The organism is Agrobacterium sp. LEGMi-208b (genome assembly GCF_059511785.1).
This window is the reverse complement of sequence record NZ_CM183446.1, coordinates 2,340,808-2,363,084: the sequence shown is the minus strand read 5'-3', so window position 1 is coordinate 2,363,084 and position 22,277 is coordinate 2,340,808. Positions and strand designations below refer to the sequence as shown.

The window sequence follows — 22,277 nt, the reverse complement described above, 5'->3', positions numbered from 1 at the left end:
AGGGTTTTGCAACTGCTTGAAATAACCGACAAAGTGACGGCCTTTCCCCTCTGCATAACGCGTGCCTGGAAAAGACACGCGGGAGGCAGAAAAAGGGCCCCGCGAAGCCATCACTTCCGTCAGGAGTAACTGCGTGCCGACAATTCGAAAAATAAGCAATTGCCTTTTCTAAAAGCTTAAATTTCGGGCAATCGATCCCTCGTTTATATATTCCATAAAATTACTATACTATCAGGTTCCGGCCATCGGGGGATCAATCGGTGGGCGGTAAACCTGATCATTTCATCAGGAGCATTTTTAGATGTCATCTCAGGGATTTATCGGCGGCTTCATCAGATCGGCCATTGCTGCGGCGCTGCTTGCTTCGGCTACACTGTCCGGCACAGCCCATGCCGGTCCGACGCTCGACAAGATCAATCAGCGCGGCACGATCAAGGTCGGGGTCGGCACGACTCCGGGCTTTTTCTCCCCGGACAGCAACGGCCGCTGGCAGGGCTTCTTCATCGACTACGGCCGGGCACTTTCCATCGCCGTCTTCGGCAATCCGGACAAGGTCGAATTCACCAATTCCTCACCCCAGCAGCGTCTGCCGGCGCTGCAGAGCGGTGAATTCGACATCCTGCTTTCCGGTGTCACGGTAACCGTTACCCGCGCCTTCAAACTCGGCTTCCACTTTGGTCCGACAATTTTCTATGACGGTCAGGGTATTCTGGTCCGCAAGGATCTTGGTGTCACCAAGGCCGCCGATCTCGACGGCGCCACGATCGGCGCCCAGAGCGGTACCACCGGCGAACTCAACGTTGCCGACTTCTTCCGCAAGACCGGCAAGAAATTCACGCCGGTCACGATCGAAGATACCGGGCAGTTTATCGCGGCTCTGGAGTCGGGACGCGTCGACGCCATCACCCAGGATTCCTCCGATCTCGTCGGCAAGCGTACCCAGTTGAAGAAACCCGACGACTATATCATCCTGCCCGAACGGCTGTCTAAGGAGCCGCTGGCACCGGCCATTGCCGGCGGTGACGACCGCTGGCTGGAAATCGTGAACTGGACCGTCAACGCCACCATCCAGGCGGAAGAATGGGGCATTACCTCCAAGAATGTCGATGAGTTTCTGAAGTCTCCCGACCCGGCAATCCAGCGTTTCCTCGGCGTCGATCCTTCGCTTGGCGAGGCCATCGGCCTTGATCCCAAATGGGCCTATAACATCATCAAGACGGTCGGCAACTATGGTGAAATCTTCGACCGGCATCTGAAGCCGCTCGGCTGGGATCGCGGTTACAATCGCCTCTGGACCGATGGCGGCCTGCTTTATTCGCCACCCTTCCGTTGAGACAGCCGAGTTTCACAGATGTCCTCAATCGTAACGCCGGGCCCTCGCAGGCCCGGCATCCATCGTCGGCTGCTCATGTGGTGGGGCCATCGCCCCATCGCTCAACTGGCGGTTATCGCCTCGTTTATCGCATTGCTCGTCTATCTCGGGATCAACGTCACGACGACGATGGCCCGTATCGGCGTCTCACCCGGCTTTGATTTTCTCTGGCGTTCGGCGAACTTCGAAATCGGCGAAAGCCCGATCACCTTCGCCGCCGGAGATCCATATCTTCGCGCCATGCTGGCGGGGCTGCTCAACACGCTGAAAGTGTCGCTGATCGGCTGCGTATTAGCGACGGTTCTCGGCGTGACCGTGGGCGTCGCGGGCCTGTCAGGAAACCTGCTTCTCGCCTCCCTAGTGCGCTGGTACGTGGAGTTGATCCGCAATACGCCACTCCTGCTGCAACTCTTCTTCTGGATTTCGCTCGCCAAGGCGTTTCCGGCACCGCGCCAGGCGGGCGCTTTGCTCGGATCGGTCTATCTGACCAATCGCGGCGTTTATCTACCGGCCGTCTCCGCGGAAGGCATCCCGGTCGCCACACCGGTGCTTGTGATATTTATCATCTTTGCCCTTGGCCTTGCGCTCGTCTTGCTGTCCCATTTGAAGCGGCTGAACGGGCGAACCATCGCTATTGCCATAGTCGCCATTCTCGCAGCCGCGACCACCGCGTTGGTGGCTTCAGGAGCGAAGCTCACGTTTGAAACGCCCGCATTGGCGGGCTTCAACCTCCGGGGCGGGTATAATCTGACACCGGAATTTGCCGCGCTCTTAACCGGTCTGATCGTAAAGTTCTCCGCCGCAATCGCGGAGATCGTCCGGGCTGGCATCCAGTCGGTCAATCGCGGTCAGTGGGAAGCCGCCCGCGCGCTCGGCCTGCACAACGGACAGATCATGCGGCTGATCGTGCTTCCGCAGGCGCTGCGCGTCATCACCCCGCTCGCCACGTCGAGCTACCTCGATCTGACGAAGGATTCCAGCCTGGCGGTCGCAATCGGCTACCCGGATCTCGTCAGCATCGTCAACACAACCGCCAATACGACCGGTCAGTCGCTGGAGGCCCTCATGATCCTCATCGGCACCTACCTCGGCATCAATCTGGTCGTTTCCGCACTCATGAACCAATACAACAAGAGGGTTGCGCTGAAGGGAACGGCACGATGACCAGACAGGCCGGAAACATCTCCGCCCATCGGCTTCATGGGTCTCTCGGCAAGCTGCGAAGCGGGCTCTTTGGCACGCTTTCCAACAGCGCCATCACTCTTCTGACACTGGCAGGACTGACCTGGCTTCTGCCGCCCTTGTTCCGGTGGGCGCTGCTTGACGCCACGTGGAGCGGAACTTCCGCGGATTGTGCGGCGCGCGAGGGCGCCTGCTGGGCCTTCATTGCCGCCAAGCTGCGTTTCATCCTGTTCGCTTTCTACCCGCCGGACCTGCAATGGCGTCCAGCACTCGTCATTCTGATCCTCATGGCGTTGCTCGTCACCAGCGCTCTCCCGCGTTTCTGGCGCAGGGAGCTGCTGCTCGTCTGGCCGGGTGCGGCTCTGGTTTGCTGGATGCTCTTGACGGGTGGTCCGGGCGGCTCTCCAGTTCCGTCCAACCAATGGGGCGGGCTGCCGGTGACGCTGTTTGTCTGGGCCATCTGCTTTGCGGCCGCGACACCGATTGCGATCCTTCTGGCGCTCGCCCGTCGTTCGGGCCTTGGCGGGCTGCGTACCCTGTCGATCGTCTACATCGAGGTGATGCGCGGCACGCCCATGGTCGCGATCCTCTATGTCGCCATGCTGATCCTGCCCATGGCGCTGCCGGAAGCACAGTTCGACAAGATGATCCGGGCGATGATCATGATCACTCTTTTCTGGGCAGCCTATATAGCGGAAGTCGTGCGTGCAGGCCTGCAGGCGATACCATCCGGCCAGCAGGAGGCGGCCACTGCGCTGGGTATCGGGTACTGGCGGACAATGCATCTCGTCGTTCTGCCCCAGGCATTGCGGATCGTCATTCCCGGCATGGTCAATTTGGCAATCGGTTTCCTGCTGGCAACATCCCTGCTCGCGGTTATCGGCGTTTTTGACCTGCTGAACGCCGCCCGCGCGGCCGCAACGGATCCGGGCTGGCTCGGCTTTTACAACGAAGCCTATCTGCTTGTGGCCCTTATCTACTTCGCGATCTGCTTTGGCGCGTCCCGGTACAGCCTGTGGCTGGAGCGCCTGCTGCGAAACAGACCAACCCAAGGGGAATGACAATTCCCCAGCCGGGCATTTCTGAGATAATTATCTACGCATGCCCACCATTATGGAGAAGTATAGATTTTTCTTCCGAACTAGCGTCAAAATCGGTGGTTCCATTGCTCAACGTAGTATATATTTTTTGTAGAAAATAATCGCAGAAAGGAACTTCGGAAATGGCCTTTGCATCCGCTTCGCCTGCATCGACGTCAAGTCATATCCGTCGTTCCAGACCCTGTTGTCGCCTCTCTCTGCCCCGAATGCGGGCACCGTCGAAAGACGGTCCGTACCGAACAAACCCACAAAGCCCAGATTGGCGGAGAAGCGAAATGCAAAGACAAACGATCGAATATCAGGGACTGCCCGTCGGCATTGCTATCCCGAACAACGACAAGCTGCGCTTCATCGCGGTCAAATTCCACGTCATCGATCTGGACAACCGGCAGTTTTCCAGCGTCGCGGAGCTGAAGTCGGCCATCCGGGCGCATCTGCACGGCGAGCAGGTATTGGCCGCCTGAGTAATAAGAAACCACCCAAAAGCCGGAAACTGACATGGTATTTCAAACCGCCCGCATCGAAAATACGGCTTTGCTGCCGACACTCGACCTTTCGCGTTTTCATTCACCGGAAGAGCGTAGTGAATTTGTCAGCGACCTGCGCAACGTGCTCCATGACCATGGCTTTTTCTATCTCACCGGCCACGGTGTCGATCCCCGGCTGATTGAAGATGTCCTGTCGACCTCGAAACGTTTTTTCGCTCTGCCGCTGGAGGAAAAGCTCAAGATCGAGATGGTGAAATCACCGCATTTCCGTGGCTATAACCGGGCCGGTCAGGAGCGGACGCGGGGCGAGCAGGACTGGCGTGAACAGCTCGACGTCAATACCGAAGGCGAACCGGCAAAGATCGGTCCGGACTCGCCGCCATGGAAGCGGCTGTTTGGACCCAATCAATGGCCGGAGGCTTTGCCCGAACTCAAACCGTTGTTGCTGCGATATCAGGCGGAGGTGACGCGGATCGGCATCGATCTCCTCAAGGCGATTGCCGCCGCCCTCGGGCAGCCGGAAAATGTCTTTGCCGAGATTTACGAGCCACAGCCGACGCAGCTTCTCAAAATCATCCGCTATCCCGGACGAGATGTCGCCGAGACCGATCAGGGCGTCGGCGCCCACAAGGATGGCGGCTTTGTCACCGTGCTTCTGCAGGACACGACGCCGGGGCTGCGGGTGCGCACCGAAACGGGAGACTGGATCGACGCGCCGCCGGTGCCTGGAACCTTTATCATCAATACCGGTGAATTGCTGGAACTCGCCACCAACGGCTTCGTCCGCGCAGATGTGCATGACGTCGTGGCGCCGCCAGCGGGCGTGGAGCGCTTCTCCGTCGCCTTTTTCCTCGGCTCCCGCTATGACGCGACCATACCGGTCATCGACTTGCCGGACGAGCTGAAGCGCTCTGAACGGGGCATCACCGTTGATCCTCTTAACCCGATCTTCCGGGAGGTTGGGCAGAACCACCTCAAGAGCCGTTTACGCTCGCATCCGGACGTCGCGCTCGCGCACCACGCCGATCTTCTGCCGCCGGAACACAAAACCGCTTAGTCCGGTTGATGTCGGAGACCACTTCGGCTCGCTTAATCCCTGGCGACAGGCTCGATGGGGCGCATTGATTTCGATGCCGCACGTCGGGGGTGAGGTGGTCTTTCCTCTTACCCGTTACAATCAAACATCCTTCGTCGCGGCATCAACGGGCAATGCGTCAAGATGGCGAGGATGACGGGGATCGTCATGGGGCTTCAGGAAGAAGCGGCGGGCAACATCGAGATAGCCGTTATAGACCAGACCGCCATTGATCGTAACGAGAATGTTTCGATGGCGACGGTAGAGAACGGGGATGCTGTACCAGGGGACGGCAGGCAATTTGTGATGCAGCACATGCAGATTGTTGTAGAGAAACAGCAGCCCGAACAGCGGGCTGTTCTCGACGATCGCGGTGCGCTCATCCTGATGGTCGGCATAACGGTGCTCCGCATAGGACCGCAACCTGCTGAGCGCCGCGCCCACATAAACGAAACCCAAGAGATAGAGCCAGAGCGGCATTCCGCAAATTCCCACCACCCAGATCAGAACACCCGCAACACCGACCGCATGCCGCGCCCAAAGCGCTGCCCGTGCCCTGTCACCCCTGAAGACCAGGGACGCCTCCTGCGCCAGGAAATTAACGATCATGACCAGCGGGCCAAGGGCAAGCCGTCCCAGCAGGGTGGTGTTCCAAAGCGCCAGATATCGGCCGATCACTCCCATTTTCTCCCAGGCCGCCTGGGTGAAATAGGAGGATTCCGGATCTTCGATCGGGTCGGTCAGGTGTTCGTCGCGATGGTGGGTCAGGTGCCCTTCCCGGTAAATTGCATAGGGCAACCACAGGGATAAAGGCGGCCAGCCGATTGCGTCGTTGATGGTGCGATAGCGTGTCGGGTGACCATGAATGACCTCGTGCTGGAGTGACCCATGCCAGGCGACCAGCCATCCGCCAATGGCAATCAAGACGAGAACCGGCAAAGCTTGCCAGAACCATGTCACCCCCAAAAAGCCGCCATAGATGACGACCGCCAGAACCACCGTCTGCCATTCGATGCGGGCAATGGCCAGAGACGAGGGTGAGGAGAAGAGATCAGGAGATGGAATGCGGGACATGAAGCAGGTTCCGGCTGAGACAGGTTTCGCGCCCCACTATAAGGCCGAGCGCTGGCGACCGCGCCGCACGGCTTTGCAGCCGCGACGCCAAAAAGGGAAAAATGGTTTTGCAACAGGGCTCTACGGAAAATATTTATTCTATAAAATTTGTAGGTTATTGGCTTTAATCCCTCCATCGAATTGCTGAGCGCTACCCGCATCGTGCGGGCAGGTGCTCCGTACCCGGAGGGACATTACGTGACATTCAACACCACACGCCGGCAGGTGCTCGTCGGCGGCGCCTCCATTGTGAGTCTTGCCGCTCTTGGCGGCCTTCATCCCGCTTTCGCCAATACCGACCGCACCAGGATCGTCGTCCGCGTCGAGAAAGACCTTTCCAACCTCGATCCGGCCAATCGTTCAGGCCCGATCGACCTCAACGTCCTCTGGTCGGTGCAGCAGGGCCTGATCTCCTTCAAGCCGGGCTCGACGGACTGGGAACTCGATGCCGCCGAAGAACTGGAACAGGTGAGCGACACCGAAATCCGTTTCAAACTGCGCAGTGGCCTCACCTTTACCGACGGTTATGGCGAACTGACCGCCGAAGACGTGAAATTCTCCTTCGAGCGTTTCCTCAAGCCCGATGCCGAAGGCAAGCCCGTTACCTATGCCAAGGACTGGTCGGCCCTTGATCGCGTCGAGGTCACCGGCCCGCTCGAAGGCCGCATCATCCTGAAGCAGCCGGCACCGGCGCTCTATACGATCGCACTCGCCGATGGGTCTGGCCGGATCATTTCGAAAAAGGCGTTCGAAGCACTGGGCAAGGATATTGCCACGAAACTGATCGGCAGCGGCCCTTATGTTCTCAAGGAATGGGTTCCGCGCGAGCATTTCACTCTGGAAATCAACCCCAACTACAAGGGACCGATCAAACCGCATTTCCAGCAGATCGTCGGTAAACCGATCGGAGAACAGAAGACCTCGGAAATCGCCTTCCAGTCCGGCGAGATCGACTTCACCGCGATCGATCCCGAAAATGGAAAGGCCCTGGCGAACCTGCCCGATGCAAGCGTGACGGAAATTCCGGCCATCGATTACGTCTGGTTCGGCCCCAATATCGAGAAGGCTCCCTTCAACGACATCCGCGTCCGCCAGGCGATCCGTTATGCCGTCGACATCGACGCGATCCTTGAGGGCGCCTATTCCGGCATCTATCCGCGCGCCAATTCGCTGCTTGCGCCAAGCCTGCTCGGATACTGGAAAGAAGCCCCCGTCTATGCACGGGATCTGGAAAAGGCGCAGGCACTGCTCGCCGAAGCCGGGCATGCGAACGGCTTCAAGACCAAACTCACCATCGAAGCGACGGCACGTTATGAGGCCATTGCCCAGATCATTCAGGCCAACCTTTCCGAAGTCGGCATCGAGGTGGAGATCGAGGCGCTGGAATCCGCCGCCTACTGGGCGCTTGGCAAAAACGACGCCAGCAAGGATCTCGAACTCTCGCTGGTCAAATTCAACGGAAAGTTTGATCCTGGCTTCCAGACACAGTGGTTCACCTCCGCGCAGGTCGGCCAATGGAACTGGCAGCGCTGGAAGAACGCCGATTACGATGCGCTGCACGAAAAGGGCGGCGTCACGGTCGATCCCGCCGAGCGTGAAAAAATATACATCGAAGCCCAAAAACTGCTCGATGAATCCGCAGCCTTCATCTGGATCACGCACAATCTGAATGCTTTTGCCTCGCGTAAATGGCTGAAGCCCGGCGTTCTTCCGAATGGCAACAACTGGCTCTATACGGCCTTTACGGAAGCGACGGCCTGATCCGGTGCGTGTTTTCTCAATGACAGACAGGGATGCGCTGCGATGAGGAGCGCATCCCTGCACATTCATATCGCCTTCAAGCTGGTTACGGCGCTTCTCGCCGTGGCCGGCTCCGTTGTCTTATTGATGGCGCTCACGCGGCTGATCCCCGGCGACCCCGCAACGGTAGTTCTCGGTTCACGCGCAACGCCTGAGGCGGTAGCCGCACTCAATGCCCGCATCGGTCTCGACAAGCCGCTGATCGAGCAGGTGTTCAGGTTTTTCAGCCGGCTTGTTTCCGGCGATCTCGGCGAAGATGTCTTTAACGGCCGGCCGGTCTTTAACCTTGTTGCGGCAGCGTTGCCAAATACGGTGGCGCTGGCCGTTTCCGCCATGCTCTGTGCGATCGCGCTCGGCGTGCCGCTAGCCCTCATCTCCGCGCGCTGGCCGGGTGGCCGGACGGACCGGCTTGTCGCCTTCCTGAGTGTCGGCTTCATCTCGACCCCGAGCTTTGTCGTCTCGGTGTTCCTCCTGATGATGTTTTCGGTGAAGCTGCGGTGGTTTCCGGTGCTGGGCGCCGGAGAGAGCGGCGATATCGGCGACCAGCTCTGGCATCTCGCCCTGCCGACAACGGCACTGGCCGCCGGCTGGATCGGTTACATCGCCCGTCTGCTGCGCGCCTCCTTGCTGGAAGTGCTCGGTGAAAACCAAATCCGCACGCTGCGGGCCTATGGTGTCAGCGAGACGAAAATCCTGGTGAAATATGCCCTCAAACCGGCGATATTGCCCACTGTCGCGGTGCTTGGCATGGGTTTTGGAGAACTTCTTGGCGGAGCGGTCTTTGCCGAAGTCATTTTCAACCGTCCCGGTCTCGGCTCATTGATCTATGACGCCATCCGCACGCGTAACTATCCGGTGGTTCAGGGCGGCGTCTTTGTCATCGTGCTGCTTTATGTCCTGACCAATCTCATTGCAGACCTTTCCCAGAGCCTGCTCGATCCGCGCGAGCGTGGCCGACTCTTGTCCGGGAGGCAACAGCCATGACCGTCCTCCACGACCTTTCCCGCCGGCCCGGCGGCACCTTCGCTCTCTTTGCGGTCACGCTGCTCTGTCTGGTGGCAATCGCTGCGCCGTTGATCGCGCCCTATGGGCCGAACGCAATCGCGCCGTCCAGCCGGTTCATGGACCCGTCATTGCAACATCTTCTGGGAACCGATCATCTCGGGCGCGACATATTAAGCCGACTTATCTACGGCGCACGGGTCGCACTCGGCATTTCTCTTTCCGTCATCGCCATTTCGCTGACAACGGGTGTCGCACTCGGCGTGGCGGCCGCCCTTTCCTCACGCGTCGTAGATCTCTTCGTCGTCGGTATCTTCGATGTCGTGACGTCGTTTCCAAGCATCATCCTCGCTCTCGCGCTCGTCGCGGTCTTCGGCCCGGGCCTTGGCAATGTCGTCCTGCTTGTCAGCATCGTCTTCATCCCGCATTTCGGCCGGGTCGCACGCGCCCAGACGATCGCGATCCGCAACAGCCCTTTCATCGAGGCGGAAAGGGTTCTCGGTGCGGAAACGTGGCGGGTTGTCCTGCATCATGTCACGCCCAACATCATTGGCCCGATTTTTGTGCTGGCATGCATGGATATCCCTGTCGTCATCACCATCGAGGCGGGGTTGAGCTTTCTCGGTCTCGGCGTGCGCCCGCCGCTTGCGAGTTGGGGTAACCTGCTCAATGACGGCTACACCTATCTCGACCAGTCGGTATGGCTCGCCACTTTTTCGGGTCTGGCGTTGATCCTCGCGACACTCGGTTTTGCGCTTCTCGGTGAAGCCCTGCGTGACACGCTTGACCCGAAACTGAGGAAAAGCCTGTGACAGACGCCCTCCTCCTCATCGAAAATCTCAACGTTTCTTACAGGGGCAACGGGCAGAAAGCGCATATCATCGACGGCGTCGATATCACCATTGGCCGCGGCCAGTCCGTCGGCCTCGTCGGGGAAAGCGGCAGCGGCAAGTCGACTGTCGCCTTCACCCTGCTCGGCCTGCTTGCCGATAATGCGGAAATCTCTGCGAACCGTGCAGCCTTCGACGGACGCGGGACGAACCTGACATCAGCGGAAACAGCAAGGCTGCGCGGCACCGATATAGCGATGGTGTTTCAGGACCCCATGACCGCGCTGAACCCGATGTTCACGATCGGCACGCAGCTCGTCGACATCCAGCGCCGGCGATTCCCGAAGGAAAGCCGTCGGGCGCTCTGGGCACGGGCCGAAGCGGTGCTATCCGATGTCGGTTTGCAGGATGCGGCGCAGCGCATGTATCGCTATCCGCACGAATTTTCAGGCGGTATGCGGCAACGTGTCGTGATCGCCATGGCGCTTCTGGTCGAACCGAAATTGTTGATTGCCGACGAACCGACGACCGCGCTCGATGCGACTGTCGAAGCGCAGGTGGTGGAGATGCTGCATCGGCTGCGACAGCGGACTGTCGCTTCCATGCTGGTCGTCAGTCACAGCATGGGGCTGATTGCCGAACTCTGTGACAGCGTCATCGTGATGTATGCGGGAACGGTGGTGGAAAACGGCAAGGTAACGGACGTCCTGCATCATCCGCACCATCCCTATACCCGCGCCTTGCTCAACTGCGAGATAGACCCTTACGCCGCGTTCGACCGCCGGCAGGATCTTGCCACCATTCCCGGTACCGTTCCCGATCCCGCCAATCGGCCGCAAGGCTGCATCTTTGCCGAGCGATGTCCCTCCCGCCACGACCGCTGTAGCGAAAAACCGCCGCGTCGGCAGGCGAAGACCGGACAGAGCTTCTTCTGCTGGCTGGAGGCGGCGTGATGAATATCCCTGCCCTTTCCCTGAAGAACGCGGTGATCCGCTATGACCGGCTGATCGCCGTCGATGGCGTGTCGCTGTATCTGTTTTCCGGCGAAACCCTCGGCCTTGTCGGAGAAAGCGGGTGCGGAAAATCGTCCCTCGCCCGGGCCATCGTCGGGCTTCAGCCGCTTGCCGCCGGTACGCTTTCCATCGCGGGAGAAACGCTCGCCAATGTGACGGCGACCCGACGTAACGATCTGCAGCGCCGCATTCATCTGCTATTCCAGGACCCCGCCGCCTCGCTTTCTCCCCGCATGAAGGTGCGCGCGCTTTTGGCCGAACCGCTTAAAATCCGCAAAGTGCATTCGGCCGAGAGCTGGGCGCGGATATCAGCGCTTGCAGAAAGCATCGGTCTCGGCGAGCAACTTCTTTCACGTTATCCGCATCAGTTGAGCGGTGGGCAGGCGCGACGTGTGGCGCTGGTGCGCGCGCTTGCGGCCGAACCCTCGATCATCGTTGCCGATGAACCGACGGCCGGCCTCGATATCTCCATTCAGGGCGAATTGCTCAACCTCCTGCGCGTGCTTCGCGATCGTCTGAAGCTCAGCTATCTGCTCATCTCCCACAATCTCAATGTGGTCGGCCGCGTTACCGATCGTGTCGCGGTGATGTATCTTGGCCAGATCGTCGAGAGCGGACCGACGGCCGATCTTTTTCGTGATCCGGCTCACCCCTATACGCAGGCATTGCTCTCCGCCAACCTCACACTGGATTCCAGTCGCCGGCGGGAGCGCATCGTGCTTTCCGGGGAGCTCCCGAGCCCGGGCAACCCGCCCTCCGGCTGCCGTTTCCATAAACGCTGTCCGCTGGCGCGCCCACGCTGTGCAACCGAAGTTCCAGTACTTCTCTCCGCCGGCTCATCCGGCCGTAATGTCGCCTGCCACTTCCCGCTCACAGCGGAAGTGGAAGCCCTGCCTCAGGCGATAACGGGGTAACCATGACGCGCGGCATCCCGATCAAACTCGGCCAGCACCTCATAGTCGGCATCCCCGAGCAGGCTGATGCCGCGCAGGGAGAGCGTATCGCACACGCTGGCAAGTTCGGGGTCGGCGATGGTCTCCGCCACCGCCCGCCGCAGGGTCACCAGCTCCCTTGCCGGTGTCGCGGCGGTCGTGATGAAGGGCAAGCCCGGTCCCCTGGCAGTCTCGGCAAGGACGCGCACCCCTGCAACCCGTTGCGGATCGAAACGCAGGGTATTGCCGAAGGTGACACAGTCTATGGAAGCGATATCGGCCTTTCCGCTGGAAACCGCATCGATACTTGCCAGATGACCGCCGGTTTCCTGCACGGAAGAAAAAAACCGGCCGTCCCTGGCATTTGGCGCCACGAAAGCGCGGAAGAGGTTATAGCCGGAATTGCTGCCCGGCTCGTTGATGGCAGCCCGGGCGCCCCGCAGATCTTCGAGCGACTGCGCCGGCGACGCCGCATTGACGATGATGAAGCTGCATTTGAGCGGGCCGTCGCAGCCGGGCAGATTATAGACCGGGGTTGCCACCAATTGCACCTTGCCACGCAGGTGTCGCACATAGGGATAGCCGCAGGTTTGGCCGAACAGCAGATTCGGCCGCAACCAAGCCTCATCATAGCGGATTTTATCATCCAGAGCCTCCGGCGCATCAATGCCACCGGCACGAAGACGCTTGCCCAGCGCCGCCCAGAACAGCGTCGTTGCCTCCTTGACCGGCGAAGGGCTGGCATACATGGCAAGGCTGGCGAGCGGCATGGGCGGAACTCCGGGGAAGCAACTCAAAAACCTATGCAATACATAGATTTAAATCGCAATGCGATTTCTTCATCGAAAGGAAGCCTGCCATGAGCCTGCCTTTGAAAGAGGCCCATTCGTCGCCTTCAGTCGCAACCTATATCGCATGCGACGTGCTTGTCATCGGCGGCGGCCCGGCCGGCTGCTGGGCGGCGATGGAAGCCGCCGGTGCGGGAGCAAGGGTTGTTCTGGCGGATAAGGGCTATTGCGGCAGTTCCGGCGCAACCGCCTCGGCTGGTACACAGATATGGTATGTGCCGCCGGATGAGGACGCGCGGGACGCCGCCATGGCAAGCCGCGAGGCGATGGGCGGTTATCTTTCCGAACGATCATGGATGGCGCCGGTCCTCGACAAGACTTTCGAAAGCGTCAACCGGCTGGCGGACTGGGGCTACCCCTTCCCCCGTGACGACAAAGGCGAGCAGCAGCGCATCTCCGTTCAGGGACCGGAATATATGCGGCTTTTGCGTCGCCGGGTGAAAAACGCCGGCGTCACCATTCTCGATCACCACCCCGCAACGGGCCTACTTACGGCGGATGCGCGGGTCGTTGGCGCAACAGGCCTGCGGCGGCAACAGGGCGGACAGTGGCGTATCGCCGCCGGAGCGGTGGTGCTTGCAACGGGCGGCTGTGCCTTCATGAGCAAGGCGCTCGGCTGCGATGTCCTGACAGGAGATGGCTATTTGATGGGCGCCGAGGCGGGCGCCGAGCTCTCCGGGATGGAATTCTCGTCGGCCTATGCGATTTCGCCAGCCTTCGCCTCGATTACCAAGACGGCGCTCTACCGTTTCGCGCAGTTCTATCGCAAGGATCATAGCCTGATAGAAGGCGCAGGCTCCGCCAGGGGTCGCTCGATCATCGCCCGCACCCTGCTTTCGCAACCCGTCTATGCCCGCCTCGACCTTGCGGAAACCGACGAGGTGAAGGCGATCCTGCGGCGCGCCCAGCCTAACTTCTTCGTGCCATTCGATCGCCGCGGCATCGATCCCTTCACCGAATTCTTCGAAGTGAAGCTCCGGCTGGAAGGCACGGTGCGCGGCACCGGTGGATTGCGGCTGACCGGGCTCGACTGCGCAACGACGGTCACCGGCCTTTATGCCGCCGGCGACAACGCCACGCGCGAGCCGATCTGCGGTGGTTTCACCGGCGGTGGCAGCCACAATGCAGCCTGGGCGATTTCCACGGGTGCCTTCGCCGGCGCCGCGGCCGCGGCCTTTGCCCGCGAGAAGGCGGAACTGCCGGAAAGCAACCTTCCGCAGCTCACCGCCCAGACCACATTGCCCCAGGAACCCACCGACCCCGCGGCCATCATCAAGGCGGTACAGGACGAGGTCTTTCCTCTCGACATCAACTATTTCCGCACCCAATCCGGTCTTTCGGCAGCACTGGCACGGCTTGATACTTTGTGGGCGAGGGTCGCTACGGCAACGGCCGCCGATGAAAGCCAGATATTGGCGCTGCGCCAGGCGCAAGCAATGGTCGCCACCGCGCGCTTCATGTATCGCGCTGCCCTTGCGCGCACCGAAACGCGCGGCATGCACCGGCGCGAGGATTTTCCGAAGCAGGATCCCGCCCAGCATCACCGGCTCATTCTCAGCGGCCTCGATGCAATCGCCATCCGGCGGGAAAGCGTTGATCCCGGCATTTACACGGAGGCGGCGGAATAATGATCGAGGTTCTGGACAAGGATGCCTGCACGGACTGCAATCTCTGCGTTCAGGTGTGCCCGACCAATGTCTTCGAGGCGATGCCGGAAGGCCCGCCCGTCATCCTGCGGCAGGATTCGTGCCAGACATGTTTCATGTGCGAGGCCTATTGCCCGGTGGATGCTCTTTATGTCGATCCGGATGCCGAAGCCGTGCATGGCCTGACACTGGACAGCGTGCGGGAGAGTAACCTCTTCGGCAGTTATAGAAAGGCCATCGGCTGGCACAAGGACACGCGTCAACGCCGCCACATCGACGATCACTTCCGTCTTCCGCCATAATCTGGCGTCACAGCGCCAAAGATGTTCACCTGGCGGTCGGCGACAACAATTTCCACATATCCCGGCATGAAACCGCCCCGACACGGCTGGTCGAGGCGCTTCCCATGTCCGTTTTCAGGCAGTTCAGAAGGCTGCTGCCGGTATCCAGCTCGCCGTGGCGGCCGTGCTGGTCGAGAAGGCGGGGATTTTCTTCGCAAGTTCCTCGATGGTTTTCACGTCTGCGGTCCGCAGCTGCTCCTGGGTGACCAGCACCGGATCGACCACGATGTTTCTCGGCACGGTCTCGCCGGCGATTTCAAGTGCAGCGGCGCGCACCGATACTGCACCGACGACAGCCGGATTGGTCGCCGCAGTTGCAACCCAGGGGCTGCCGGGCTCGACGATTTCCTGAATATCGGCTGTGGAAATATCGGCGGAATAAATCCTGATTTTATCGCTGATGCCGATATCCGCCGCGGCCAGTTTCACGCCACGCGCAAATTCGTCATAGGGTGCAAAAATCACCGAGATATCAGGGTTGGCGCGCAGAACGGCCTTGGCCTGATCGGCGGTGGCTGCCGCGGTCGTGTCGCTCACCGTGCCGAAACGGGCTTTCTCGACAATGCCCTTATTGGCTGTTTTCACCTTGTCCCACACCTCGTTGCGGCGGTCGAGCGGCGCGAAGCCCGCCACATAGGCATAGCCGGCCGCAAAGCTCGTGCCGTTATCCTTCAGGGACTGATCGAGCGCCAGCTCGGCCAGACGATGATCCGACTGCTCGACCTGCGGGATCTTCGGATTATTGAGGTTCACATCGAAAGCCACGACCTTGATGCCCTTGTCCAGCGCCTGCTGAACCACATCCGTCAGCGATTCCGGCTGGCCGTGATCGATGATGATGGCCTTAACACCGAGATTGATCGCCTGCAGGATCTGCTCACGCTGCTGCGCCGCATCCTGCCTGCCGGGGAATATCCTGAGGTCCGCGCCCAGCGCCTTGGCCTGCGCCTCTGCACCCGACTGATAGGCCTGGAAGAAATCGCCGGCGGAAATATAGCTGATCAATGCAATCTTGACGCCGCCCTTGTCGAAGGGATCGGGTGCGCCTTTCAGCCCTTCCGCGCTTACGGCACCGGCGGCCAGAAGCGAAGGCAAAACCGCAAGGGCAATATGACCGGGTTTAAAAGACATCGGGATTTTTCTCCAATTGGATGGCGCCTGTATCAGCCATCAAATTAAGAGCATATAATCTATCGTTTTTATGGGTTTAAAATTGCTATTTTGCTCGGGATAACGAGTTTTCTTTTGTCCGCAAGAGGCGTGCGGGAAGAGGTTTTGCTCATGACCGTGACGGCGGGTGTTCCCCCTGTGGCTTTGAAGGACAACTGATGACTGACGGCCGATACGGCGTAAAACTGATGAATTTCAAAACCTTGGAGCATACACCGGCGAGCGGGGAAATTTATTCCATGCTTTGGCGACACAATAGAAGGCCCATTCTTGTCTGCGGCTGCAAAAGTATTACCAAACTGGATTGTTCCAGGATGGATTTCCGTACATGCCCCTTCTCGACGTTCAGAACATTTCCCATGCGTTCGGCTCCACCAAGGCCCTCACCGATGCACGCCTGACGATCGAGGCAGGTGAAGTCGTCGCACTGATGGGCGCAAACGGTGCTGGAAAATCCACGCTCGTCAAAATCCTCTCCGGGCTTTATCGGCCCGATGCCGGAACGATGATATGGCAAGGCAAGCCATTTTCACCGCAAAGCCCGGCCGATGCGGCATCACAGGGCATCGTGACGGTTCACCAATCAACGGATGTCGTCGGCATACCGGGCCTGACGGTCGCGGATGCGCTGCTTCTCAACCATTTCGTCGATGGCCGCCATCCCTTCTTCCTGTCGAAAAAATCGGTCCGTCGGCAGGCGGCGACCATTCTTGCCGAAACCGGCTTTGATCTGCCGCTCGACCGGGATTTCGAAACGCTGAGCGCCGCCGACCGGCAGCAGGTCGCGATTGCCCGCGCTCTGGCGAACAAGGCCCGGCTGATCATCCTGGACGAACCGACGGCCAGTCTCTCCGCTCGGGAATCCGCTCGTCTCTACGATCTCGTGCGCTCCCTGAAGGCGCGCGGGATTGGTGTGCTCTATATCTCGCATCGAACTGCCGATCTCGAAGCGCTTGCAGACCGGGTCGAAATCCTGCGGGGCGGACGCAATGTCGGCTCTTTTGTGCGGCCCGTCGATTTCAACGCCGCCATTGAAACCATGATCGGCCGTTCGCTGAATGCGGCGCGCCCGGACCGGCGACGCGATTTCGAAAAGACGGTGCTGCGGCTGGAAAATACCCGTCTGCTGCCGGAAAGCGCGCCCTTTTCCCTTTCCGTCCGGGAGGGAGAGGTGGTCGCCATCACCGGCGTTCTCGGCGCCGGCAAAAGCCGTCTTCTGTCCACGCTGTTCGGCCTTGGCGCTTTTTCGGGCGGACAGGCATTTCTGGATGGAAAGGCCTATGCGCCGGGCAGCCCCGCCGAAGCGATCGCCGCCGGTGTGGTAATGGCCGCCGAAGACCGGCACAGATCCTCCTTCATCCATGCCGACTGGCCGGGCGAAAGTATTGCCGCAACGATCAGCCTGCCGCATCTCAAACAATGGTATCCCTCCGGTTTCCTGTTATCCAACCGGGAAAAAGAAGAGGGCCGGAAAGCGATCCACCGCCTGTCGATCAAGGCGCAATCGGCCGAGGCCTCCGTCTGGTCGCTTTCGGGCGGCAACCAGCAGAAGGTCGTGATCGGCCGCTGGGAAGCCGAGCCCAGCCGCCTGCTTTTGCTGGATGAGCCATTCCAGGGCGTCGATGTCGGCGCGAGGCAGGATATCATCGCCGCCATCCGCCGCCATTCCGGGCGCGCCACGCTCATCGCCACGTCCGACCCGGAAGAAGCCTATGAGGTGGCGGACCGGGTTCTCGTAATGGATAGCCACACCCTTCTCGAACAAACCAACGATGCCGGAACGCCGCATCTTCACAAGGAACCTGCCTGATGGTCGACGGCACCCGAGAGATTTCAGAACAGTCAAAAGAAGCGGCGACACTGGAAACCCTGCGAAACGCGATAAGACGCGGCGCGGTTTTCCTGCTGCTGGCGGCGATGGTCGTCGGCTTTTCGCTCGCGCAGCCCGCCTTCATCAACATCAACAATCTCATGAGCATCCTGCAGGCGGTCTCCGTCGTCGCCATCATCGGTGCGGGCGTCAGCATCACGCTTGCCATCAACGGTTTCGACCTGTCGGTCGGGGCGGTGGCGGCATCCAGCGTCATGGCCGCGAGTTACGCGATGATCGTGCTGGGGCTGAACGCCTGGCAGACGGTGCCGCTGGTGCTGGCCTTCGGCGCGCTTGTCGGCCTTGCCAATGCTTTCCTGATCGTCAGGCTCAAGGTGCCGGACCTGCTTGCGACACTCGCCACGATGTTCCTGCTGACCGGCCTCCAGCTCATTCCAACGGCCGGCCGCTCCATCTCCGTCGGCCTCATCCTGCCTGACGGTTCGACGGCCAGCGGCAAATACGATCCCGCCTTCCTGACGATCGGGCGCTCCAGCCTGTTCGGCTTCATCCCCCTGCCCGTGGTGCTGATGGCCATCGTCGCCGTCGTTCTGTTCATTCTCACCGAAAAAACGAGGTTGGGCCGCCTGATCTACGCCACCGGCGGCAATGAAACGGCGGCGCGGCTTGCCGGCGCCAATGTCGACAGGATCAAGACCTTCGCTTACGTGCTTTCGGGCACGCTCGCGGCGCTTGGCGGCATCATCGTCGCCGCCCGTGTCGGCCGGGGTGACGTTTCCTCCGGCGCGTCGCTGCTAATGGATTCGGTCGCCGCCGCGCTGATCGGCTTTGCGGTTCTGGCGCTTCGCCGTCCCAACGTTCTCGGCACGCTTGTCGGCGCCGTTTTCGTCGGCGTGCTGCTCAATGGCCTCACCATGCTGAACGCGCCTTATTACACGCAGGACTTCATCAAGGGCGCCGTTTTGGTTGGCGCGCTGGCGCTGACCTACGGCGTTGCCCGCTCGAAAATCTGACCATTCAATATCCGTCCAGAGAAGTGGAAACCATGTTCAAGACCGTCAAGAAACTGGCCGCGGCCGTCATCTCGCTTACCCTCCTCTCCACCGGCGCCTTTTCCGCCGGCATCGAAGGTGCCCCCGCACCCTTCGACAAGAAGACGGTCAATATTGCCGTCGTCAGCTTCCTCGGCAGCGGCGACTGGCTGCAGGCCTTTGAGGCCGGCGTCAAGCGGCAGGCCGATACGCTGGGCGTCAAGCTCACCGTCTCCCAGGCCCGCAACGACAACGACACGCAGAGAAACCTCGTCGAGCAGGCGATCAATCTCGGTGTTGACGGCATCATCATCAACAATGGCCGCCCGGAAGTGCTGAAGGACGTAGCGCAAAAGGCGCTCGATAAGGGTATCAAGGTCGTTGCCTATGATGTGGACCTCGACAATCCGCAAATCCCGCAGATCGAGCAGAGCGACAAGGACATGGCGAGGCTGGTGCTGGACCAGGCCGTGAAGGACAAGGGCGACGGTTTTGTCGGCGGGGCGGTCTATGTGGCCGGCTTTGCGCCGCTCGACCGGCGTTACGCCGTGTGGAAAGACTTCATAGCCAAACACAATCTGAAGGAAAAGGCCGTCTGGGGCGTCGTCAACGATACGGTGCCGGCCTCCGTCGCCGATCAGACGAAGGCCGTCCTGCGCGCCAATCCGGATATTTCCGTCATCTTCACCCCGTGGGATGAATTCGCCAAGGGCGCAAAGCTCGCCATCGATGAACTCGGCCTTTCGCAGCAGGTGAAGATTTACGGCGTCGATATCTCGACAGCGGACATCCAGCTCATCACCGAGCCGGACAGCGCATGGGTCGCCACCGCAGCAACCAACGCCGCCGTCGTCGGCGAAGTATCGGTGCGCGCCGTCGCGCTTTCGATCGCCGGGCAGTTCCCCGGCCAGTCGGTGCTGTTGCAGCCGACCCTCATCACCCGTGACGATCTCGTGAAAAACGACATCGGCACCATCGAGGACCTCCAGAAGAAATTCCCGGCATTTCTGAAAAGCGATGCCGCTACCGCCACCTGGATTCCCGCCGTCAAGCATTGACCGCCTTCGCCAAGATGCGCCGCCGCTCACGGGCGGCGCTTTTCCCGTCGCAACGCAAGAGCAGACCATGGCCGCCCCAGACCTCCCGACACCCGATTTCGCCCACAACATGAAACTCATCGGCCACAGCGATATCGGCGGCCGTGGCGATGGCCTGCAACTGATGGTCCATCGCGGTTACGCCTATATGGCCCACCCATGGTCGCAGGGTTTTTCGATCATCGACGTGCGCGACGCTAAAAACCCTGTCACCGTCAACTACGTGCAGGCCCCGGCCAACACCTGGAACATTCACCTCCAGACCCATGACGACCTGCTGCTGGTCATCAATGCGCTCGATCTTTTCGCCGATGTCCAGTCCTTCACCGACGAAAAGGCCTATTATACCAAATCGGTCGGCGAGACGGTCGCTGCGGAAAAGAGGGAGCGGGTCTGGACGGCGGGCATGACCGTGTTCGACATCTCGACACCCGACAAGCCCAAAAAAATCGGTCAGCTGAATGTCGACGGCATCGGTTTCCACCGCCTGTGGTATGTGGGCGGGCGTTATGCCTATGCTTCGGCGCTGCTGGACGGTTTCTCCGACTATATCTTCGTCACCATCGATCTTGCCGATCCAACAAAACCGCAGTTGCTTGGCCGCTGGTGGCTGCCGGGCATGAACACGGCCGAGGGTGAAAAACCGGCATGGGGCGAGGGAAAACGGTACGCCCTGCATCACGCACTGGTGCATGGCGACACCGCCTATGCCTGCTGGCGTGATGGCGGCCTGACCCTGCTCGACATCAGCGATCATTCAGCCCCCAAGCTCATCGCCCATCGCAACTGGTCACCGCCCTATGGCGGCGGCACCCACTCGCCCCTGCCCTTGCCGGGTCGCGACCTGCTGGTGGTCGCCGACGAGGCCGTGCTTGACAATGAGGAGGATGGACGCAAGCACACCTGGATTTTCGACATCCGCGCTCCGGAAAATCCGGTCAGCATCTCGACATTCCCGATCCCGAACGAGATCGATTACGGGAAGAAGGGCGGCCATTTCGGCCCGCACAACCTGCATGAAAACCGGCCAGGTTCCTTCGTGTCGGAAACGCTGATCTTCGCCACCTGGCAGAATGCCGGCATCCGCGCCTTCGATATTTCCGATCCCTATCGTCCCGTCGAAACCGGCGCGCTCGTTCCGGCAGGGCCGACAACGATGACGGACCGGCGACCGGGCCGGCCAAAGGTCATCCAGTCGGCGGATGTCTTTGTTGACGCCAACGGTCTGATCTACGCGACCGACTATAATGCCGGGCTCGAAATCATCGAATATGGCGGTTGAAGCAACGTGACCTGACAAGAAAATCGCCCGGGAAAGCCCGGGCGATTGTTGGTAAGACAGAATGCATCAGACCGCTTCGTCATGGGACGGTTTTTCCCACAGATTGATACCGCCTTCGACGGCGTAGCGATCGATTTCCGCCAGTTCTTCCGCCGTGAAATACAGGTTCTTGAGCGCCGCGGCATTTTCCTCCACCTGTCTGGCAGAGCTCGCGCCGATCAGCGCCGAGGTGACACGGTTATCACGCAGGACCCAGGCGATGGCGAGCTGCGCCAGCGACTGCCCTCGGTTTCTGGCAATTTCATTGAGAGCACGGGCGCGTTCGATATTCTCCTGCTTCAGATGCTCCGGCCGCAGGAAATCCCCGCCGGGACGGTTGACGCGCGCATCCTGCGGCACGCCATCAAGATACTTGTTGGTCAGCAGTCCCTGCGCCAGCGGTGTGAAGGCGATTACCCCTGCACCGACCTCGTCGGTCGCATCCAGAAGGTCCTTTTCAACCCAGCGGTTGAAGAGATTATAGGCAGGCTGGTTGATGAGAAGCGGCACGCCGCGCTCTTTCAGCAGGGCCGCAATTTCACGCGTCTTCACGCCGGAATAGGACGACACGCCGACATAGAGCGCTTTGTCCTGACGAACGGCCTGCGCCAGCGCATCGGCAGTTTCTTCGAGCGGCGTTTCCGCATCGAAACGATGCGAATAAAAAATATCGACATAGTCCAGCCCCAGCCGGGTCAGGCTCTGGTCGAGGCTCGAAAGCAGCGCCTTTTTTGAGCCGCCGCCACGTCCGTAGGGACCGGGCCACATATCCCAGCCGGCCTTGGTGGAGATGATCAGCTCATCACGATATCCAGCAAAATCCTGTTTCAGTATATGGCCAAAATTCACCTCCGCGCTGCCGGCGGGCGGGCCGTAATTATTGGCGAGGTCGAAATGGGTGATGCCGAGATCGAAAGCCTTGAAAAGAATGGAGCGTTGCGTTTCGAGCGGTGTCGTATCGCCGAAATTGTGCCAGAGGCCGAAAGAAATCGCCGGCAGCTTCAGGCCGCTGCGCCCGACACGGCGGAAGGTGGCGTCTTCATAGCGGTTGGGATCTGGATGATACGTCATGGTCGCTGTTTCCT

General features: G+C 60.3%; 20 protein-coding genes. 16 read left to right on the top strand and 4 right to left on the bottom strand.

Going from position 1 to position 22,277, the window contains the following annotated elements; genetic code table 11:
* Positions 1-301: 301 nt before the first annotated feature.
* From AC5YUO_RS25250 to AC5YUO_RS25230, 5 genes are all read left to right on the top strand, one after another.
* Positions 302-1,333 (top strand): amino acid ABC transporter substrate-binding protein, encoded by a 1,032-nt coding sequence (locus AC5YUO_RS25250; protein ID WP_496155726.1) that lies wholly within the window; start codon positions 302-304, stop codon positions 1,331-1,333.
* An 18-nt stretch (positions 1,334-1,351) separates the two neighbouring features.
* Positions 1,352-2,536, top strand: coding sequence for an amino acid ABC transporter permease (locus tag AC5YUO_RS25245; RefSeq protein WP_496155725.1), 1,185 nt, complete (start codon positions 1,352-1,354; stop codon positions 2,534-2,536).
* Positions 2,533-3,615 carry an amino acid ABC transporter permease gene (locus AC5YUO_RS25240; protein WP_496155724.1) on the top strand — a complete coding sequence of 361 codons (1,083 nt, stop codon included), beginning with the start codon at positions 2,533-2,535 and terminating at the stop codon, positions 3,613-3,615. Before AC5YUO_RS25245 ends, AC5YUO_RS25240 begins: the two co-directional genes overlap by 4 nt.
* Before the next feature lie 314 nt (positions 3,616-3,929).
* Entirely contained in the window at positions 3,930-4,118 is a 189-nt protein-coding gene (locus AC5YUO_RS25235) for a hypothetical protein (protein WP_107327886.1), read from the top strand.
* Between the two features lie 34 nt (positions 4,119-4,152).
* Positions 4,153-5,199 carry an isopenicillin N synthase family dioxygenase gene (locus AC5YUO_RS25230; protein WP_496155723.1) on the top strand — a complete coding sequence of 349 codons (1,047 nt, stop codon included), beginning with the start codon at positions 4,153-4,155 and terminating at the stop codon, positions 5,197-5,199.
* A 120-nt stretch (positions 5,200-5,319) separates the two neighbouring features.
* On the opposite strand, the gene AC5YUO_RS25225 is transcribed toward AC5YUO_RS25230, so the two are convergent.
* Positions 5,320-6,291 carry a fatty acid desaturase gene (locus tag AC5YUO_RS25225; RefSeq protein WP_496155722.1) on the bottom strand — a complete coding sequence of 324 codons (972 nt, stop codon included), beginning with the start codon at positions 6,289-6,291 and terminating at the stop codon, positions 5,320-5,322.
* A 237-nt stretch (positions 6,292-6,528) separates the two neighbouring features.
* Here AC5YUO_RS25225 and AC5YUO_RS25220 point away from each other — a divergent pair, with 237 nt between their 5' ends.
* The 5 genes from AC5YUO_RS25220 to AC5YUO_RS25200 are packed head-to-tail and all read left to right on the top strand — an operon-like array spanning position 6,529 to position 11,889.
* Positions 6,529-8,091: an ABC transporter substrate-binding protein gene (locus AC5YUO_RS25220; RefSeq protein ID WP_400815272.1), complete on the top strand. Its 1,563-nt coding sequence runs from the start codon at positions 6,529-6,531 to the stop codon at positions 8,089-8,091.
* Between the two features lie 42 nt (positions 8,092-8,133).
* Positions 8,134-9,114 carry an ABC transporter permease gene (locus AC5YUO_RS25215; protein ID WP_496155721.1) on the top strand — a complete coding sequence of 327 codons (981 nt, stop codon included), beginning with the start codon at positions 8,134-8,136 and terminating at the stop codon, positions 9,112-9,114.
* Positions 9,111-9,944 carry an ABC transporter permease gene (locus AC5YUO_RS25210; RefSeq protein WP_496155720.1) on the top strand — a complete coding sequence of 278 codons (834 nt, stop codon included), beginning with the start codon at positions 9,111-9,113 and terminating at the stop codon, positions 9,942-9,944. Before AC5YUO_RS25215 ends, AC5YUO_RS25210 begins: the two co-directional genes overlap by 4 nt.
* Entirely contained in the window at positions 9,941-10,915 is a 975-nt protein-coding gene (locus AC5YUO_RS25205) for an ABC transporter ATP-binding protein (protein ID WP_496155719.1), read from the top strand. Before AC5YUO_RS25210 ends, AC5YUO_RS25205 begins: the two co-directional genes overlap by 4 nt.
* Complete coding sequence (locus tag AC5YUO_RS25200) at positions 10,915-11,889, top strand: oligopeptide/dipeptide ABC transporter ATP-binding protein (protein WP_496155718.1); 975 nt, start codon at positions 10,915-10,917, stop codon at positions 11,887-11,889. Before AC5YUO_RS25205 ends, AC5YUO_RS25200 begins: the two co-directional genes overlap by 1 nt.
* Here AC5YUO_RS25200 and AC5YUO_RS25195 read toward each other — a convergent pair.
* Positions 11,871-12,677 carry a phosphate/phosphite/phosphonate ABC transporter substrate-binding protein gene (locus tag AC5YUO_RS25195; protein ID WP_496155717.1) on the bottom strand — a complete coding sequence of 269 codons (807 nt, stop codon included), beginning with the start codon at positions 12,675-12,677 and terminating at the stop codon, positions 11,871-11,873. The two genes, AC5YUO_RS25200 and AC5YUO_RS25195, sit on opposite strands and share 19 nt — an antisense overlap.
* 89 nt (positions 12,678-12,766) lie before the next feature.
* Between AC5YUO_RS25195 and AC5YUO_RS25190 the strand changes: the two genes are divergently transcribed.
* On the top strand, positions 12,767-14,383 hold the full coding sequence (locus AC5YUO_RS25190; protein ID WP_496155716.1) for an FAD-dependent oxidoreductase: 1,617 nt from the start codon (positions 12,767-12,769) through the stop codon (positions 14,381-14,383).
* Complete coding sequence (locus AC5YUO_RS25185) at positions 14,383-14,703, top strand: 4Fe-4S dicluster domain-containing protein (protein WP_496155715.1); 321 nt, start codon at positions 14,383-14,385, stop codon at positions 14,701-14,703. Before AC5YUO_RS25190 ends, AC5YUO_RS25185 begins: the two co-directional genes overlap by 1 nt.
* A 123-nt stretch (positions 14,704-14,826) precedes the next feature.
* Here the strand turns inward: AC5YUO_RS25185 and AC5YUO_RS25180 are convergent, their stop codons facing one another.
* A complete protein-coding gene (locus tag AC5YUO_RS25180; protein ID WP_496155714.1) occupies positions 14,827-15,873 on the bottom strand; it encodes a substrate-binding domain-containing protein in 1,047 nt (348 codons plus the stop codon).
* Between the two features lie 367 nt (positions 15,874-16,240).
* On the opposite strand from AC5YUO_RS25180, the gene AC5YUO_RS25175 reads away from it, so the two are divergent.
* From AC5YUO_RS25175 to AC5YUO_RS25160, 4 genes are all read left to right on the top strand, one after another.
* The gene (locus tag AC5YUO_RS25175) at positions 16,241-17,722 is read left to right on the top strand and encodes a sugar ABC transporter ATP-binding protein (protein ID WP_496155713.1); all 1,482 of its coding nucleotides are present in this window, start codon (positions 16,241-16,243) and stop codon (positions 17,720-17,722) included.
* Entirely contained in the window at positions 17,722-18,756 is a 1,035-nt protein-coding gene (locus AC5YUO_RS25170) for an ABC transporter permease (protein WP_400815291.1), read from the top strand. The genes AC5YUO_RS25175 and AC5YUO_RS25170 overlap by 1 nt, the downstream gene beginning before the upstream one ends.
* A gap of 32 nt (positions 18,757-18,788) precedes the next feature.
* Entirely contained in the window at positions 18,789-19,832 is a 1,044-nt protein-coding gene (locus AC5YUO_RS25165) for a substrate-binding domain-containing protein (RefSeq protein WP_496155712.1), read from the top strand.
* Positions 19,833-19,899: 67 nt separating this feature from the next.
* On the top strand, positions 19,900-21,153 hold the full coding sequence (locus AC5YUO_RS25160; RefSeq protein WP_496155711.1) for an LVIVD repeat-containing protein: 1,254 nt from the start codon (positions 19,900-19,902) through the stop codon (positions 21,151-21,153).
* Between the two features lie 66 nt (positions 21,154-21,219).
* On the opposite strand, the gene mgrA is transcribed toward AC5YUO_RS25160, so the two are convergent.
* On the bottom strand, positions 21,220-22,263 hold the full coding sequence (mgrA, locus tag AC5YUO_RS25155; RefSeq protein WP_496155710.1) for an L-glyceraldehyde 3-phosphate reductase: 1,044 nt from the start codon (positions 22,261-22,263) through the stop codon (positions 21,220-21,222).
* Positions 22,264-22,277: the final 14 nt, after the last annotated feature.